This window comes from Brevibacillus porteri (assembly GCF_003013475.1).
In the GTDB taxonomy this organism is placed as follows: Bacteria; Bacillota; Bacilli; order Brevibacillales; family Brevibacillaceae; genus Brevibacillus; species Brevibacillus porteri.
In genome coordinates this window covers 140,757-155,961 of record NZ_PXZO01000001.1, presented here as the reverse complement: position 1 = coordinate 155,961, position 15,205 = coordinate 140,757, and the positions used below count along the sequence as shown (strand labels likewise).

General features: G+C 47.8%; 12 protein-coding genes. 5 read left to right on the top strand and 7 right to left on the bottom strand.

Annotated elements, in window-relative coordinates:
- Window positions 1-97: 97 nt before the first annotated feature.
- Window positions 98-1,579, bottom strand: a complete 1,482-nt coding sequence (locus tag C7R92_RS00720) for an ABC transporter ATP-binding protein (protein WP_106832873.1) — start codon at window positions 1,577-1,579, stop codon at window positions 98-100.
- The gene (locus C7R92_RS00715) at window positions 1,576-2,298 is read right to left on the bottom strand and encodes an energy-coupling factor transporter transmembrane component T (protein WP_106832872.1); all 723 of its coding nucleotides are present in this window, start codon (window positions 2,296-2,298) and stop codon (window positions 1,576-1,578) included. Before C7R92_RS00715 ends, C7R92_RS00720 begins: the two co-directional genes overlap by 4 nt.
- A gap of 182 nt (window positions 2,299-2,480) precedes the next feature.
- On the opposite strand from C7R92_RS00715, the gene C7R92_RS00710 reads away from it, so the two are divergent.
- A complete protein-coding gene (locus C7R92_RS00710) occupies window positions 2,481-3,455 on the top strand; it encodes a helix-turn-helix domain-containing protein (RefSeq protein WP_106832871.1) in 975 nt (324 codons plus the stop codon).
- Between the two features lie 45 nt (window positions 3,456-3,500).
- Here the strand turns inward: C7R92_RS00710 and C7R92_RS00705 are convergent, their stop codons facing one another.
- From C7R92_RS00705 to C7R92_RS00685, 5 genes are all read right to left on the bottom strand, one after another.
- Window positions 3,501-3,884: a DoxX family protein gene (locus C7R92_RS00705; protein ID WP_106832870.1), complete on the bottom strand. Its 384-nt coding sequence runs from the start codon at window positions 3,882-3,884 to the stop codon at window positions 3,501-3,503.
- Between the two features lie 149 nt (window positions 3,885-4,033).
- A complete protein-coding gene (locus C7R92_RS00700) occupies window positions 4,034-4,537 on the bottom strand; it encodes a tellurite resistance TerB family protein (RefSeq protein WP_106832869.1) in 504 nt (167 codons plus the stop codon).
- Window positions 4,538-4,680: 143 nt separating this feature from the next.
- On the bottom strand, window positions 4,681-6,066 hold the full coding sequence (locus C7R92_RS00695; RefSeq protein ID WP_106832868.1) for a TraB/GumN family protein: 1,386 nt from the start codon (window positions 6,064-6,066) through the stop codon (window positions 4,681-4,683).
- A 411-nt stretch (window positions 6,067-6,477) separates the two neighbouring features.
- Window positions 6,478-7,947: an S-layer homology domain-containing protein gene (locus tag C7R92_RS00690; protein WP_244195603.1), complete on the bottom strand. Its 1,470-nt coding sequence runs from the start codon at window positions 7,945-7,947 to the stop codon at window positions 6,478-6,480.
- Window positions 7,948-8,110: 163 nt separating this feature from the next.
- Window positions 8,111-9,307: a DUF418 domain-containing protein gene (locus C7R92_RS00685; RefSeq protein WP_106832866.1), complete on the bottom strand. Its 1,197-nt coding sequence runs from the start codon at window positions 9,305-9,307 to the stop codon at window positions 8,111-8,113.
- A 208-nt stretch (window positions 9,308-9,515) separates the two neighbouring features.
- On the opposite strand from C7R92_RS00685, the gene C7R92_RS00680 reads away from it, so the two are divergent.
- From C7R92_RS00680 to C7R92_RS00665, 4 genes are all read left to right on the top strand, one after another.
- Window positions 9,516-9,950, top strand: coding sequence for an exosporium protein C (locus C7R92_RS00680; RefSeq protein WP_106832865.1), 435 nt, complete (start codon window positions 9,516-9,518; stop codon window positions 9,948-9,950).
- 143 nt (window positions 9,951-10,093) lie between these two features.
- The gene (locus tag C7R92_RS00675; RefSeq protein WP_106832864.1) at window positions 10,094-13,189 is read left to right on the top strand and encodes a GNAT family N-acetyltransferase; all 3,096 of its coding nucleotides are present in this window, start codon (window positions 10,094-10,096) and stop codon (window positions 13,187-13,189) included.
- A gap of 14 nt (window positions 13,190-13,203) precedes the next feature.
- Window positions 13,204-14,061, top strand: a complete 858-nt coding sequence (locus tag C7R92_RS00670) for an amidohydrolase family protein (protein ID WP_106832863.1) — start codon at window positions 13,204-13,206, stop codon at window positions 14,059-14,061.
- 250 nt (window positions 14,062-14,311) lie between these two features.
- On the top strand, window positions 14,312-15,157 hold the full coding sequence (locus tag C7R92_RS00665; protein ID WP_106832862.1) for a DegV family protein: 846 nt from the start codon (window positions 14,312-14,314) through the stop codon (window positions 15,155-15,157).
- The last annotated feature ends 48 nt before the right edge of the window (window positions 15,158-15,205 follow it).

The following is a 15,205-nucleotide window of genomic DNA, read 5'->3' as shown; positions in this document are numbered from 1 at the left end:
TGTGTTGTGCGAATAAAGTATCGAAAAATTAATTTGCCACACGTACCCCTCCGTCCCTGATAAGTTGTGACCATCCTACCACATGCTTTTTCTTCTGTCAACGATTGGCAGTTTCAACGGTTGTTCGTATCCCTGGCTCCGCAAAAATCGTTTCAACATCTCGGGTAAGCCGCAACTCAACCACTTGATCACATGCCAGCTTGGAAAGAATCTGGTCATGCGTGATCATGACGACCGTTTTGCCTGCTTCAGCCAGCTGTTTCACCCATGCGGCCACCTTCAGCACTCCATCGCCGTCAAGTCCGCTTGTCGGTTCATCCAGCACAATCAGTTCTGCGTCAGAGCAATAAGCGGCTGCCATCGTGACCCGCTGCTTCTCTCCACCGGATAATGACGCTGGATGCCGATGGCGAAGCTCGCGCAAACCGAAAGCATCCATCGCTTCATACGCCTTTTCGCGGAGCTCTTCATTCAAGGTTTTTCCCAACACGATTTCGTTTCCGACACTGTCTGCGTAGAGCTGGTAGTCCGCATCCTGCATCACCAAATAGCTGACAGCTCGTCTTTTGTTAGCGGACAGTGAACGACCTTGGCTGACAATCGTTCCTTTTCGCTCACGAAGAAGACCACATAAAATTTTGCATAGCGTCGTCTTGCCCGTACCGTTTTCTCCAGTCAACGCTGTTACACTCCCCTGTGGAAGCGAGATGTCGATATCGGTGATTCCGTCGTTTTTCTTTTTATAAAAATAGCTAAGCCCTTTACCCTCCACCGTGAATTCGGACATTTCTGGCTGCTCACGTTTCTTCGCTGTCTCGGGAAGCGTCATGTCAGGATGGCGCAGACCATACATACGCACGTCATCATGAGACAATTGGCAGAACTCGTCCTTCGTCCACGTACGTGCGATTTTGCCATTTTCCATGCAGACAAACAAATCGACAACGGGTAGAAAAGGAACGAGCCGATGCTCGCTGATGAGCAGGGTGGTACCGTTTTGCTTGAGCTTGCTTACGATTTCAATCAGGTTTTGCGTAGAGGAAGCGTCCAGATTCGCAGTAGGCTCATCCAGCAAAAGAAGTGGCGGTGTCAAAACCGATGCGGCCGCTATCGCTACCCGTTGCTTTTGCCCGCTGGACAGCTTATGTAAAGAGGTATCGAGCAAGTGGGAAATCCCGAGCTGGCTCGCCTGCCTATCCATCCGGCTTCGAATCTCGTCTGGTGCCATGCCGATGTTTTCTGCGGAAAACGCCAGCTCATCCCGGACGGTTTCCATAAAAAATTGGCTGCGGGGGTCTTGAAATACGACGCCCATTAGCCGGGTACGTTCCTCGGGCAGCATGCTCGCAGGACTTTTGCCGCCAACGCTTACCTCACCCGTGAGACGTCCGGCATAAAAATTCGGTGCGAGACCATTGACCAGCCTCATAATCGTACTCTTGCCGCAGCCAGACCGCCCACATAGTACGACACACTGTCCAGCTTTTACAGATAGGCTGATCTTTTTCACGCCGGTCTCCGTGTCATGTCCCCCATCTTCCTGACCATAATGAAACGTAACATCGTTTAGCTCGATCACGAAATCATCCCTCCCGTCCAGTAAATTACCGAGCCTATCAGCGCATACAGCCCTACGACGATGCCATCCATGATCTTGAAGCCAACTGGATAGATAGAGGTCCGCGCGTTTGTGCACTCGATGCCGCGGAGCTCAGCAGACGACGCCAGTTCTGACGACAGCTTCAGGCAACGGACGACCAACGGCATAAAAAAACATTCGTAGGCCATGGCCGGATGCTTCAGTACGCTGTACCAATGCGGAAAAATCCCTCTGGCGCGGATCCCGTCACGAATCGCTTTCATTTCCAAAATGACCACGGGGAAAAAACGGATCAAAATGCATATCATCACCAAAATCGGTTTGGGGACTGACATCTTCTCAAACGCACTCATGATACTACCAGGTGGCGTATAGATCAGAACCGTGCCGATCATGATGACAGGCATCATTCTCACCATCGTGTAGACAATGAGCTTCATCGTTCCCAATGCCAACACATTCGGCATGAAAAACACAAAAGCCATGCACACGCAATAGAACACAACCAGTTGAAACGCCTTTCTGGACAGGTGATTCCATACCAAGTACACTACACTTAGTGCCACCAGTAAGTGCACCTGTATATCATCACGAACGGTCATGGCCAAGATACTCGCTATTACCAGCACCAACAGATGCGTTCTGGGACCGAGACGTCTCGTACGCGCTGTTTCTTTTTCATAAGCTTTTTCCTTCATCCGACAAACACCCCTACAACCGAGATCACACACAACCTTATAAAGGGGACATGGAACATTGCTGAAGTCCTCCTTACAAATCGTAATGATAATGATGATCATAATCTCTAGCAATACGACAGGTAGACATACGTCTTTTCGAAGTATGTTTTCGTCCGATCACGGCATGGGTGGTGACTATAATGAAAGATATTTTGACGGAACTGCATACGCCGTGTTTAATGCAATGCGGCTTTTATCGTGACGACGACCACGGTCCATACAATCGCGAGGGTGTTTGCTTTTCTGTTTTGCCAGAGAAAGGGCAAGGGCGCTACTGGACTTATACCCGTGACAACCTGTTTTCGATTTCTATCCAAGATTTCGTCTTTTACGAGGATTTGTTTCTGGAGTTCCAGCAACCCAAGTACCTGAGCTTCAATTATTACGATTCCGTCTCTGGTGAAGAATTCAACCCATACAAACGATTGTCATGCGGCTGCATCCGCGTCCATATCGGCTATAACAATTTGTATCGGGCCAGTTATCGCAAAAACATTCCCATTCGCTCGACGGCTATTGAAATCATGCCGGAGTATTACGAGGATTATTTGAAAAGCAAATATCCAGTAGAGTATAAGGATCTGCGCTCGTCCTTTATTACGGTAGATGGGATGACGAATTTCGCGGAGCTTGTTTTCGTGCTCCGACAGATACGGAATTTTCGGGGAACGGGAATTGCCGCAAAGCTGTACTACGAGGGAAAAGTCGCAGAAGCAGTATCACTGATCGTGGAGAAAGCCAAAGCACACAAAAAAACGCATCCAACCAAAAGCATATCCCAACAGGACTTGGACGGCCTGACAGCTGTGACCGCCTACATTGACGATCACTTCGCATCCGAAATACACTTAGAGCACCTCGCTCGGATCGCCTGCATGGGACTCACCAAGCTGAAATACACCTTTAAGCAAGCGAACCAATGCACCATCACCGCATATATCCAAAACAAACGAATGAATCACGCCGAGCAACTGCTTACGAGCACCGATTTACACATTAATCAGATTGCGTATATCGTGGGCTACCATAACTCCAGTCGCTTCTCCCAGCTGTTTCGTAAAAGCACCGGGTTGTTGCCCAACGAATACCGGAGACTCACGGTTATAACCAAATAGGATCATGGAAAAAGCTGTAGCCGATGATGTGGCTACAGCTTTGCACTAAATAAACAGTTTTCGCACTCGCTCATCCCGCAGCCACAATCCGCCCCACATCAAAATTGCGAGGTATACAGCAAACAGCGTATGGGAAAAGAGTGGCGCGTCTACACGGATCTGGGTAGCGATGACCCCACCGAAAAATCCAGTTAACAGAAGTGCACCCAAAACCGCTGTCCGTGGTATCGCATACAACACCGTTGATACAAGGGCGAGAATTCCAATCACGCCAATGTGATGCTCCGCATAGCCAAGTACGAGAGTTCCCTCTACGACAGGAGCAGGCTGGATGAGTTTGAATACGCCGTCAAAAAGCATAAAAAGAATGACAAGTCCGCTCATAATCCGTGCAATCCACAGACGTGTTTTGGAAATTTGACTCCGCATGGGGGTCCCACCTTTCATTTTTTTCCTAAGCAGATCGTAGCACAATCAAAGCGGCGACATTTCTTCTGTATTGCTCTTTTAGGGAACTGTCTTTTTCTAAAAACGAAAAAAACCTTCTCAAATGAGAAGGTTTTGAATTCGTATCAAAATTAAACAGGAAGCGTCACTCTGTAACCTGGTTGGTTCTTAGGATGGTTTTGATTCACGAACACACCACGGTCATTTTTCAACACGATTACTTCAAAGAATGGACGGAAACGATCCTCCGAAATACCAAATGCAGTCAAGAACTTGCCAAACAGCGCCTGCTCTTCACGCTCAGGTTGGCCATCTGCCAGGGAGGAATCGATCAGGTTAACCAGAATGCACATTTTTTGAGCATCTGTGAGCAATGGAGTTACTTCGCCCAGGAACTTCTCGATAGAGTTATTGCGTGTATATTTCATTGCGTTTTCGAGCAACTGTCTGTTATTAGCACCTACACCAATCACGCCGTTGCTTTCTTCACCGCCCAATACAGCGAGCAATTGACCGATTTCCTCGTGGTCCATTTCTCCATCCGATTTCATCATGTAGAGCAAGGAGCATGCGAATCCAAAATGAGGGGTCATTTCTTCCCCTTTGTCTGTCTTAAACATATCAAACAAGCCCACGCAAAATACCTCCTATGTAAGCCAAGATAGTATAATTTTACTATCCGCTAGATAATCTTAGCAACACTTGTCAAGGTAAGTAATTTCTCGGGAAAACAAAGAAAGGAAGTGCCAGCCTGGGCCGACACTTCCTTTTCTCGCTCTTATTTCAATTGTTGCACGTCATAGCCTTTTGCCCTCAAGTGATCGATAACCATGCCTTTCATCGAGAAGTGGGCAGCACCGACCACGACAAAAGAAGTCGTTTCCCCTTTTTTCTCCAACACTTCTGCGAGTTTAATAGCCATGTTTTTGTCTCGCTCACCGAGCAGACGCTGATTCACTTCGCCTTCACCGAAATCGCCATGCGTCGTCATGATCTGGGTAAATCCATTCAGATCGCCTTCTACCCATTCTGTCTGCATGTCTTTTAAGAGTTTTGTGCTTTCTTCCAGCCCTTTTTCGGCCATAACACTATCTAACATGATGTTCAATTCTTTCTCCTGCTGCTCTGCAGGAACACCTGACAGCAAGTCCGCTTGTAGCTTAATACCTTCCAGCTCGTTGATCGGCTTCTCGTCTAGCATCGCCTTCGTCAGGAAGTACCTGTCGATGCCGGATAGCATTGCGAACTGAACATCCGTTTCGCCGTCCACGTAGCCAAGCGTTGGCACAGACAAGGAAACAGCAAACGGCTTGTAGGCGTCAAAAGAATTGGCTGGCAGTTGCAGCTTTGTAAGCAATTTTTGCACCTTTTGATACGTCTCAGCGGATACATGATCCTTCAGTGTCGTGCCATCGGTGTATACCATTTTTTGTGTCATATAATCAGTGTCACCGTTGATAATATCGGCTTCCACCCACAGTTCATCCGACTCTTCATACGCTTCCCGGATGTCTTTTTGCATCGGATACATATCTGCGATCCCCATGTGAATTGAGCCAAGCAAGTACATGGTGTTTTTGCCGTTGGTCACTTTCCACATGAGACCTTCGGCACCGCCGCCCACCGTATCGTATGCGAACTCGACCAGTCGGCTGGCCATCACCGTTGCTTGTTCAACCGTGCTTGGCTGATTCAGCTCGAGACCAGCGCTTGTCCCTTTGACCAAGCCTTTTTTCTTCATGTAGTCAATCGGGTGGTTATCCCCGGTCATTTCGAATGCTGCTGGCAGTTCGTAGTTCGCCATGAGTTTGTATAAAGAAGTAATGACTGCTTCTCTCGTAATGACCTTATCAGTCGGAAAGGATAAGGAAGCGTTCTTTTTCTTCAGTCCCAGAAGATCCAGCTTTTTCGCTGTCCCCTCCATCAAGGTAATAAATTTGTCAGCAGGAATTGATTGCTGAAAAGAACTCTCTTGATACCACTCCAACGGAAAAATTCCGTATTTCTCCCCTTCGTTCAGCGTTGTTACCGACCAAGGGCTGATTGGGAGAGCTGCGGGCGTCTGCCCGTGGACTGGAAGCACATACCCTAGCAAAAGCGCCAAACTGAGTGCACCTGTACCCGCCAAGCGAGTCAGCTTGCTCCAGCGTTTGTTTAGTTTCATGAAACTTTCTCCTCTCGATTCTAAGCTGAATGATTTTATGCCATTCTATCTTAGTGGTAGATTATACCACAATTTTCTGGAAGAGATAACCGAATGATAGAAAAGAATAGAAAATGCGACCATTTTCACTATACATAAAAAGCATCGACATTGATCGTCGACGCTTTCGTAATGAATAGGCAAGTTATCGATTCGGTTTGGTCAAATACAGACGCATTGTTAGCGGAGCAAATATGACAATGAACAGAGATCGACAAAAAGGACTATTTTTGTTTGCTCTTAGCACCCCATACAGGGGATTCAGAGCAAAGTGCCTTATATCCACATAGCTAAAGCAAGGGGTTTTACGACACGAGTGATAAAAAACTCACCCTCTTATTTTACAGGAGGGTGAGTCCTTTTTCGAAATCGTTATTGAACGGATGCTTCTTCAATTTCTTTATACGCCCAATGACCAGGTGCAACATCCGGCCATCTTTGCGGGCCAGCTTGGTTCTGCGGCACGCGATTCAGCACACGATTGAGAATAGTTACAGCTTCGGCACGAGTCAGCGCTTTCTCTGGCTGGAAGGTGCCGTCGGGATAACCTGTCATGTAGCCTTTGGCAACAACCGCTGCAATGATTGGAGATGACCAGTGATCTCCCCTCACATCAAAAAAGGCAGTGCCCCCTCCCGCACCTTGCAAGGCCTTGTACTTAAAGATGACCGCGGCTATTTCCGCTCGGGTAATGTTGGCCGATGGACGGAATGTGCCATCTGGGTAACCGCTCATCATACCCGCTGCACTTGCTTGATGAATCGAATTTACTGCCCAGTAGTTGTCGGCTACATCGAAGAACCTTCCCTTATTCGCAGAAGACTGGCTAACCATTCCAGCGTTCAGTAAAATGGCAGCCATCTCCGCACGTGTCACTGTACGATCCGGTTGAAACGTTCCGTCAGGATAGCCATTCATATAGCTACGTTGGCTCTTACTTTTTATATTGGTTGCAGGGAGAACCACTTTCTTATCTGCAGGGCTACCACCAGTGAAAAAGATGGTTGTCGGCGTGGTATAGGAACCCTTTCTACTGTCTTTATCCCGATCCCGGTCTCTGTCCCGATCATCATCCTCTAGATTTCTCCATGCTTTTCTCAAATCGTACAGAGCGTCATCTACTTCAGACTGCGTAGCATGTGGATCGTCAATGACATCCCACGCTTGTTCAAGCGCATCCTCCAATTTGCGCCAGCTCGATCTGGTGTAGTCGTCTTCATCCAAGTCTTTGTCCTCGATCTCTCTCGCTTTGGTCCTCAGCTCTCTTTTATAGACAGCGTCATCTTGTCTCTTCAAATCTTGTCTCGCTTTGATCAATTTCTCCAGGGCAACATCTACGACAATCTGGCTCGAATGCGGATCATCCAGCACAAAGTAAGCATTCCCTAGTCGATTCTGCAACTCTTTCCAACTATCCCTTGTGTAATCTTTTTCTTGCAGCTTTTCCACTGCAATTTCCTCTACTTTCGTTTGCAGTTTACTCTTGTCGATTGTACCTTCCTGCTTCTTCAGCCCTTCTCTTGCTAGGACTAACACGGACAAGGCACCATCGATTTCTGCTTGGGTGGTGTTTGACTTCGTCAGTACGACTTTTGCAGCATCCAACGCATACACCAGCTTGCTCCAGCTGTCGGGCGTATATTTTTCCTGGATTAAATTCTCGGCGTTAATTTCATTGACTTTTCCTTGTAAGTGACGAAGATCTACAGTGGATTCTACCGCGGCAGGTGTTTCCTCTTCACTTGCTGCTTGGCTTACAGGCACGAATATGGATGCTTGGAAGATCAAGCAAAAGAGGCTAAAGAAAACAAGACTCGTTACTGCTCTTGGAAAACGTCCCAATTCCCATCCTCCGTTCTTTACGATGACCCATCTGATCACCTTTTTCCAATCGTTTACATTATATGATGGAGACCGATCAGAGGATTCATATTTTTAGAGGCCAACAATCAAACAAAAAACCAAGTAGCCAATAGAGCAGCTGCTTGGTTTTTATTTTCTGGTGCTAAGCAGAAATAGGTTTTTCCGGGCGTTTCTTTGTCTGACCGGAGATTGAAAAATTCGTCCACATACGCAGTAGTCGTTCCACTGGGCCATAACGGAACCGCTTTAGATACAATGGGCTTATGAAAAGCTGTCCCACATAAATCACAATCGCTAATCCGCAGCCAGCCAATACCCCGATCCTTCCGAACCATCCGAGTCCATAGCCATAGAAGATCGTCGTACAAATGACGGTTTGCAAAAGGTAATTCGTTAAGGAGAGTTTACCCACGGCTTGAAATCTTGGCAGCCAAGTTGATTTCGTACTTCTGGAAAAGAACCAAACAAAGGCGAAAATGTAACCGATGGCAAGGATGGTCCCCCCCGATATCTCACCGACGCCACTCCACCAAGTTCCCGGCAGATACACATGCAGCACTTTTAACAAAAGTCCCGCTGGCAAGAAGATCAGCATGTTTCGGAGATACGAGGTTCGTTCTTCCTCTGGCTTCTCGAACCACCTGCGCTTCGCAGCATACATCCCAAAAAGGAACATGGGTGCGCTCATAAGCGGCGCCATCAACAATAAAGCAACCATCATGTATTCTGGCAAACCAAGCGGATCTTCACTGCTTCTGTGATGCACGATTTCCTCGTATGTGCCCGTGCCATAGACGGTCATGGTTTTGACGACATAAGCTTCCATACGGGCAGAATCGGTAATACTCGTAGGATCATTCGGATCATCTGGAGCAAGCCCCATTAAGCTGATGAGGCAGAGTAAGACAATCCCCCAAATGAGCAGAGTTTTCGGTTTACGGTTCATGAACAGCAACAGAAAGAAGCCCATCATTCCATAAAACCCCAAGATATCCCCTTCCCATAGGAAGTACGAATGAAGGAGACCAAGTCCGATCAGCATCAAAAACCTGCGGGCAAGGTAGCGTTTTTGCTTCAAACCTTTGGCGGCCAAGCTTTGCTGCATCTTGATCATGCCAAAACCAAACATGAAGGTAAAAATCGGCATAAAGCTGCCTTCCACAAATATTTTCACAAGCTTATAAGCTGTCATTTCATAATCGGGGAGGGCGTATAAATCCATTTCTTGGCTTCCCCAAATCCCATACTGGAAAATCAGCATATTCGCCATCAAAATCCCTACTAAACTAAATCCCCGCAAGCCATCGATAATTCGAACGCGGTTCTGCTTTAGCTCCATGACTATCACCTCAAGCCTGATTGTATAGAGCTAAGCTTAATGGCTTCTAAAGGGCACCTTATCGTTACCTTAATTTTACATCCCTTTTCTATTGTTTACCCAAACAAAGATAGATGACTTAATTTTGAATAGTATCTTAAACTCGTCCAATCGCTCCCCCATTGTCCAACATAATTTGAGGTATCAAAGTAAAAAGGGGGTGATATTTTTGGCACGTATTCTCGATAAAGCAGCCGTTCAGCCACGCCGTCGATTTAACTTGGCAAATTCCTTTACCATCAGACGCTCGCCAGGAAGGTCTCGCCTCGCCACTATCCGAATCAGAATCCCATCTAGGCATTCCCAACCGAATCGTGTTGAATTAGTTGCTACGGTTGGTGTTCGGGGGATTACCGGTATTGTGCAAATCCTCTTCCGCGTATTTCGTGATGGTAGAGAGATTTTCAACACCCTCCAAGGTATTGAATCTACTGGTTCTGAACAAAACTATGCTGTCACCTTTCAGGCAATCGATCGAAATGTAAGAGCTGGTACCCATATTTACACAGTAACCGCAGAAAACCGAACGGCAAATACCAGAGCTGATGTTGTTGGGCCTGTTACGTTTAGTGGACTCGCAGTAAAAACGAGAACGAGAACCTGAATGCTTTAAAAAGCACCTGAATAAGGTGCTTTTTTTGCACATGCGCTGATTCTTTTTCCGAAAACTAGCAACAATTCTGTCGATCAAACGTACAACTCTTAGAAGATACATAATTTAACAATGTAATCGAGGTGTTAACAAGCATGGAAGCATCAATCTCAATTGTCACCTACCGCCCTGAGCTTGCCGCAGCGGTCGCAGATATGTGGAATGCCAGCCGAGATAGCTGGGGAGGCGGAAATTCGATTACGACAGCGGAACAAATTAGACAAGAAGAAGCAGCCTCTGACGCTATCACCGTCTATCTCGCTATGGAAGGTGAAACGGTCGTTGGATATTGCAGCCTGGCCGAATATCGGGAAGATACCGGTGCACTCTACATCCCGTTGCTCAATGTACGTCCCGACTATCATGGAAAAAAAGTCGGCCGGATGCTGCTTTCATGCGCACTGGAGAAAACGATTGAGCTGGGCTGGCCGCGACTTGATCTGTATACGTGGGCAGGAAACACGAAGGCTGTTCCGTTGTATAAGAAGTTCGGCTTTTTCTGGGAAGACCGGGACGACGCCACCCATCTGATGAACATGATTCCTTCTGTGCTCCGTACCGAAGCGATCGCTCACTATTTTGAGGAGCTTGACTGGTATCAGGACTCCACGCGGGAGATCGTTGTAGAGCCAGATGGACGCAAGGAAAACGGCTTTGATTACTTCACATACTCCTGGGCAAAAGGAGAAAAGAGCTTACGCGTGGAGTTTGAGCGGCGGGGTCGAGGCATGCGCCTCATCGAGACGGAGGATTATCTCGTGTCTGCCGAAGCAGAAAAGCTGGAGCTGGTCTTTGGACGTGAGTATCAAATTCACTACCGGATCGTCAACAAATCAGGCAAGCCGTTACAGATTTCGTTAAACGGGCAACCGAGTGACACGATCCGCTTTGATTATCAGCACGAGCTGGCTGTAACAGGTGAAACGACGCTGTCAGCTACCTTTTTTGTCGATCCAATCACAGAAGAGCAAAGCATCTGGCGCACGCATCCGCGTGTTTGTACCCAGCTACTGATCAACGGCAAGGCAGCGCTGTTCGAGGTAGGAATCCTTCCCAAGTTTCCTGCTACCCTTTCCTTGCATGTACCTGGCCTCTCCTATCCGGGACAGACAAAGCTGTTTTATTTGGACGTGGAAAACAACTTTACGGATGAAGCGGAATTTTCATTCGAGCTGCCCGTTTGTTCATTTGTTGGCTTACAAGAGCAACGCCACACTTTGAAACTGTCTGGCAAAGAGCGCATTTCGCTTCCGCTTAACGCTGACCTGTATGAACACGGCTTTTACGAAGCCAACGTACAGGTGGAGGCAAAGCTCGCAGATGGCAGATCGGTTTCTTTTGCCAAAAAAATCGGAGCTGCCTTTACGGGACTTGGTGCGATGGTGTCGGGAGAAACGGAACAGGCTTGGCAAGTTCACCATGGCCGCCATACGCTCTACTTGAACAAAGAAGATAATGAGATGACCGTTGTCGGCGGGACAGGCGGGGAGCCAACCAACTTCCTCTATCCCAAGCTCGGCAAACCGTTTTCTAGCGAGTTCTCGAAGAAGCGTGCCGAGAATGTTGCGTTTATCGTGGAAAAGGGAGCAATCGGCATCCATGCAACGTATCGCTCCGGGGCATACCCGCAAATTGGACTTGTTAGCAAAACGCTCCTGTTCGGAGATGGTACCGTTGAACACGGATTGGAGATAGAAAACCACTCTGCTGACAAGCTGACTACTGAGCTTTGGCTTAACCAAGGATTTAGTCACAGTTTTCATCGCCCCATTGTGCCGTATCAAGGCCGTTATGTTGAAACACCATCCTCCTATGGCAGCGATATGGATTACTGGGATGCAGAGTTAGTCAGTGAAAACTGGCTATTTACACAGGATGAAACGGCCCCCTGGGGAATGTGCTGGCCTCCTGAATACCGTTTTGACATTCAAGGCTGGTATGTCACACTCGAAACCAATCTCGGCATGCTTGCTCCACATGAAAAAAAATCGTTTGGTCCCTTCCACTTCTCACATGGGGGCTATGCTGACTGGAAAGAGTTCCGTGCCTTTGCCCGTAAAGAACCTATGCCAGCAGACCTGACCTTGAGCTCTCATCTAGAGTTGAGCGCTAATGAGCAAAATCCTTTTGTCACAAGCAAGGAACTGGATGTACAGGTGAAAGAATACAAGCAACAATATTTGGACGGAGAACTGATCGCATCCCTTTTGAGCGAGTCAGCTTCCGAACAAGCGCAGAGCTTTACAGAAGATGAGGAAGAGACGGAATCTGGCTTCTCTTTCAAGACGCCGGAAAAACCATATGACCTCGTGCAAGTAGAGGGACGTTTTGCCACGCATGTGTCGCATTTGCAAAGCGCGATTTTCCCAATCGGTCAAGGCAAGGTCATACAGGAGCAAACAGTGGAAGAGGGACAGCAGGTCTATATCGCCGACAATGGACGCTTGCGGATCAAAGCCGCTCCAGATTTTGCTCCGACGCTCTACTCGCTTACAAGCAATGGGCAGGAGTGGCTGGACAGCGCCTTCCCTGAGCGGAAGCCGAAATCTTGGTGGAATCCGTGGACTGGTGGAATCGGCAACTATATGGAGGAGTTAAGCACATTTTCCCTGGTTAAGGAAGAGCGTACGGCTTCCTTTGTCGAGCTAATCGACAACAAGCAAAATGCGTGGCAGGGAATCAAGGTGAGCTACCATGTGAAAAAGCAGGAGAAGTATCGCGGGTTGACTTGCCATCAGTATTACTTGCTGCTGCCAGGAGTACCTGTCCTCTGTCATACAGTAGAGATCGAACAAAATACTGGAACGTACTTTGCTGGCAAAGAATTAGCCACTGACATCTTTTTGCAGCCAGGAACCGAGGACGAGGCGGTATGGCTGAAAACCGTTGGTACGAATGGTGAGGAGCTCAGCTACAAGCTGGCACAAGGTGAATTGGATGTCCTTGAAGTTTCCGATTATGTCCTCGGGCGAGCTTCCAGCAACGATCAGATGCATATCGTTACTGACCTCGATACTGCGGACCTCCAAGTATACGCAAACAAGGAAGTGGCCGTAGCTTCTGTCATACGCGAACTGAATCTACCAAACAACAGCACTACCTTTACTCCGCCTGTCTTTTTCCTGTTTGCCGACAACACGCTTCCATCCAATGCCTTATCTGACTTACGGACGATTCGCTTTGCCAAATAAGGGAGGGCTTCTCAATGAAAATCATTGATGCGCACATGCATTTATCCCATATCAAGGAGTTCAAGCGGACAGCGGCGGAAAAGTCTTTTGTCGATTACTCCGTCGCTGGTCTCTTGCAAGAATATGCAGAGAATGGCGTGGTCCTTGGGATAGGCATGGGCTTGACAGAGACTCAGCCAGACGGCTTTCCCGATGTGGAAGCTGTCACTCCCATGGGACTAGACCTGACAGACGAGTTGCCACCACAGTTCGTTTATTGTCTGGGAATCAACCCATTCAAGCTGGATGAAACGGCAGTGGCACGCTTGGAAGCTGAGCTGCAAAAGCCCAACGTGGTCGGGTTGAAAATCTATCTGGGCTACTATCCCTTCTACGCCTACGATAGCGTCTACGATCCCGTCTATGCGCTCGCAGCCAAATATCAGGTACCTGTCGTCTTTCACACCGGCGATACGTACTCGGAGCGCGGGCTCTTAAAATACTCCCACCCTCTCACACTAGACGAGGTGGCTGTGAAGCATCGAGACGTTCATTTCATGATGGCCCATTTTGGCGATCCGTGGGTACTCGATGGGGCAGAAGTCGTTTATAAAAACCGCAACATGTTTGCAGATCTCTCCGGCTTAATGGTCGGTGACGCAGCCAATTGCAAGCGACTCGCGGACTCCCCTCTCTTCTTCTCTCATCTGCGACACGCGATCACCTATTGTGATCATTACGACAAATTTTTGTTCGGGACAGACTGGCCGCTGGCGCCAGTGAAGCCGTATATCCAATTTGTACAGGAGCTAATCCCAGCGGAATATCACGAGGATGTGTTTTACAAGACAGCATTGAAGGTCTTTCCCAAAATCAAGCCGTTAGTTGAATAGACGATACAAATCCCATGTCTCTTCCCCTCGAAGAAGCATGGGATTTTTCTTGTCTGTGCCCTGTGCCCTCTTCCCCATTAATCTCCTCTCATTTGTTCAATAAAACTCCTTCTATTTGCGACAAAAAACGACAGTTTTCGTATTATGATAGAATATGCGAGTTTGCTTATACAACATCCGTAACGAACAACCATGAAGCTTTCGCTAGTAAAGATAGAACACGCATTTTAATGGGGGAGGACATGTTTCCTTGAAGAAAAAAATTGCCTGGGTTACAGACAGTACCGCACTCATACCTGATCACATCCTGGAAGAGCATGACATCTACGTCGTTCCACTGGAGATTATCTTTGAAGATGGCACTTTTGAAGACGGCATTGATTTAGCGCCTGAACAGCTTTATCAAAAAATTGTGCAGGCCCGTTATGCTCCCAAAACGTCACAGCCTTCCTTAGGAAAATTTGTGACACTCTACGAACGATTAAAGGAAGAGTATGAATGCGCGATTGCTGTCCACCTCTCCTCTGATCTGAGTGGGACCTACAATACTAGTGTAACGGCAGCCAAGATGGTAGACTTCCCTGTCGAGCCGGTAGATTCCAAGCTGATGTCGTACCCGATTACCTCGATCATCTTAAACGGAATCGAGCAAGCCAAAGAAGGAAAAGGCTATCAGGAGATTGCGGCTTCCTTGCGTGAGGAATACAAAAAGTTTGAGAACTATATCCTGGTTGGCAGTCTCGACCAGTTTTACAAGGGCGGCCGAATGACCGGTTTGCAATATTTCATCGGCAATCTGCTTCAGATCAAGCCGATTTTCCAAATTAAAGATGGGCTGTTTGGAGTATATGAAAAGGTTCGTACCGAAGGCAAAGCGGTCAAGCGTATGCTGGAACAGCTGGAGAAAGCCAAGCAGACTTACACCGTGAAGCACGTGCAGATTTTGCATGGCAACGTCTTGGACAAAGCGCTGGAACTGAAAGAGAAAATTCAGAGCAAGTACTCCGATGTCGAGGTGTTGGTTGGACCGATCAGTTCCACGATTGGGGCGCATGCTGGGATGGGGACGCTGGCGTTGGCTTGGCGGAATGAATAAGAGTTAAATGGGGCAGTCTCACATGCCGATTTTTTCGGCAAAGAGCTG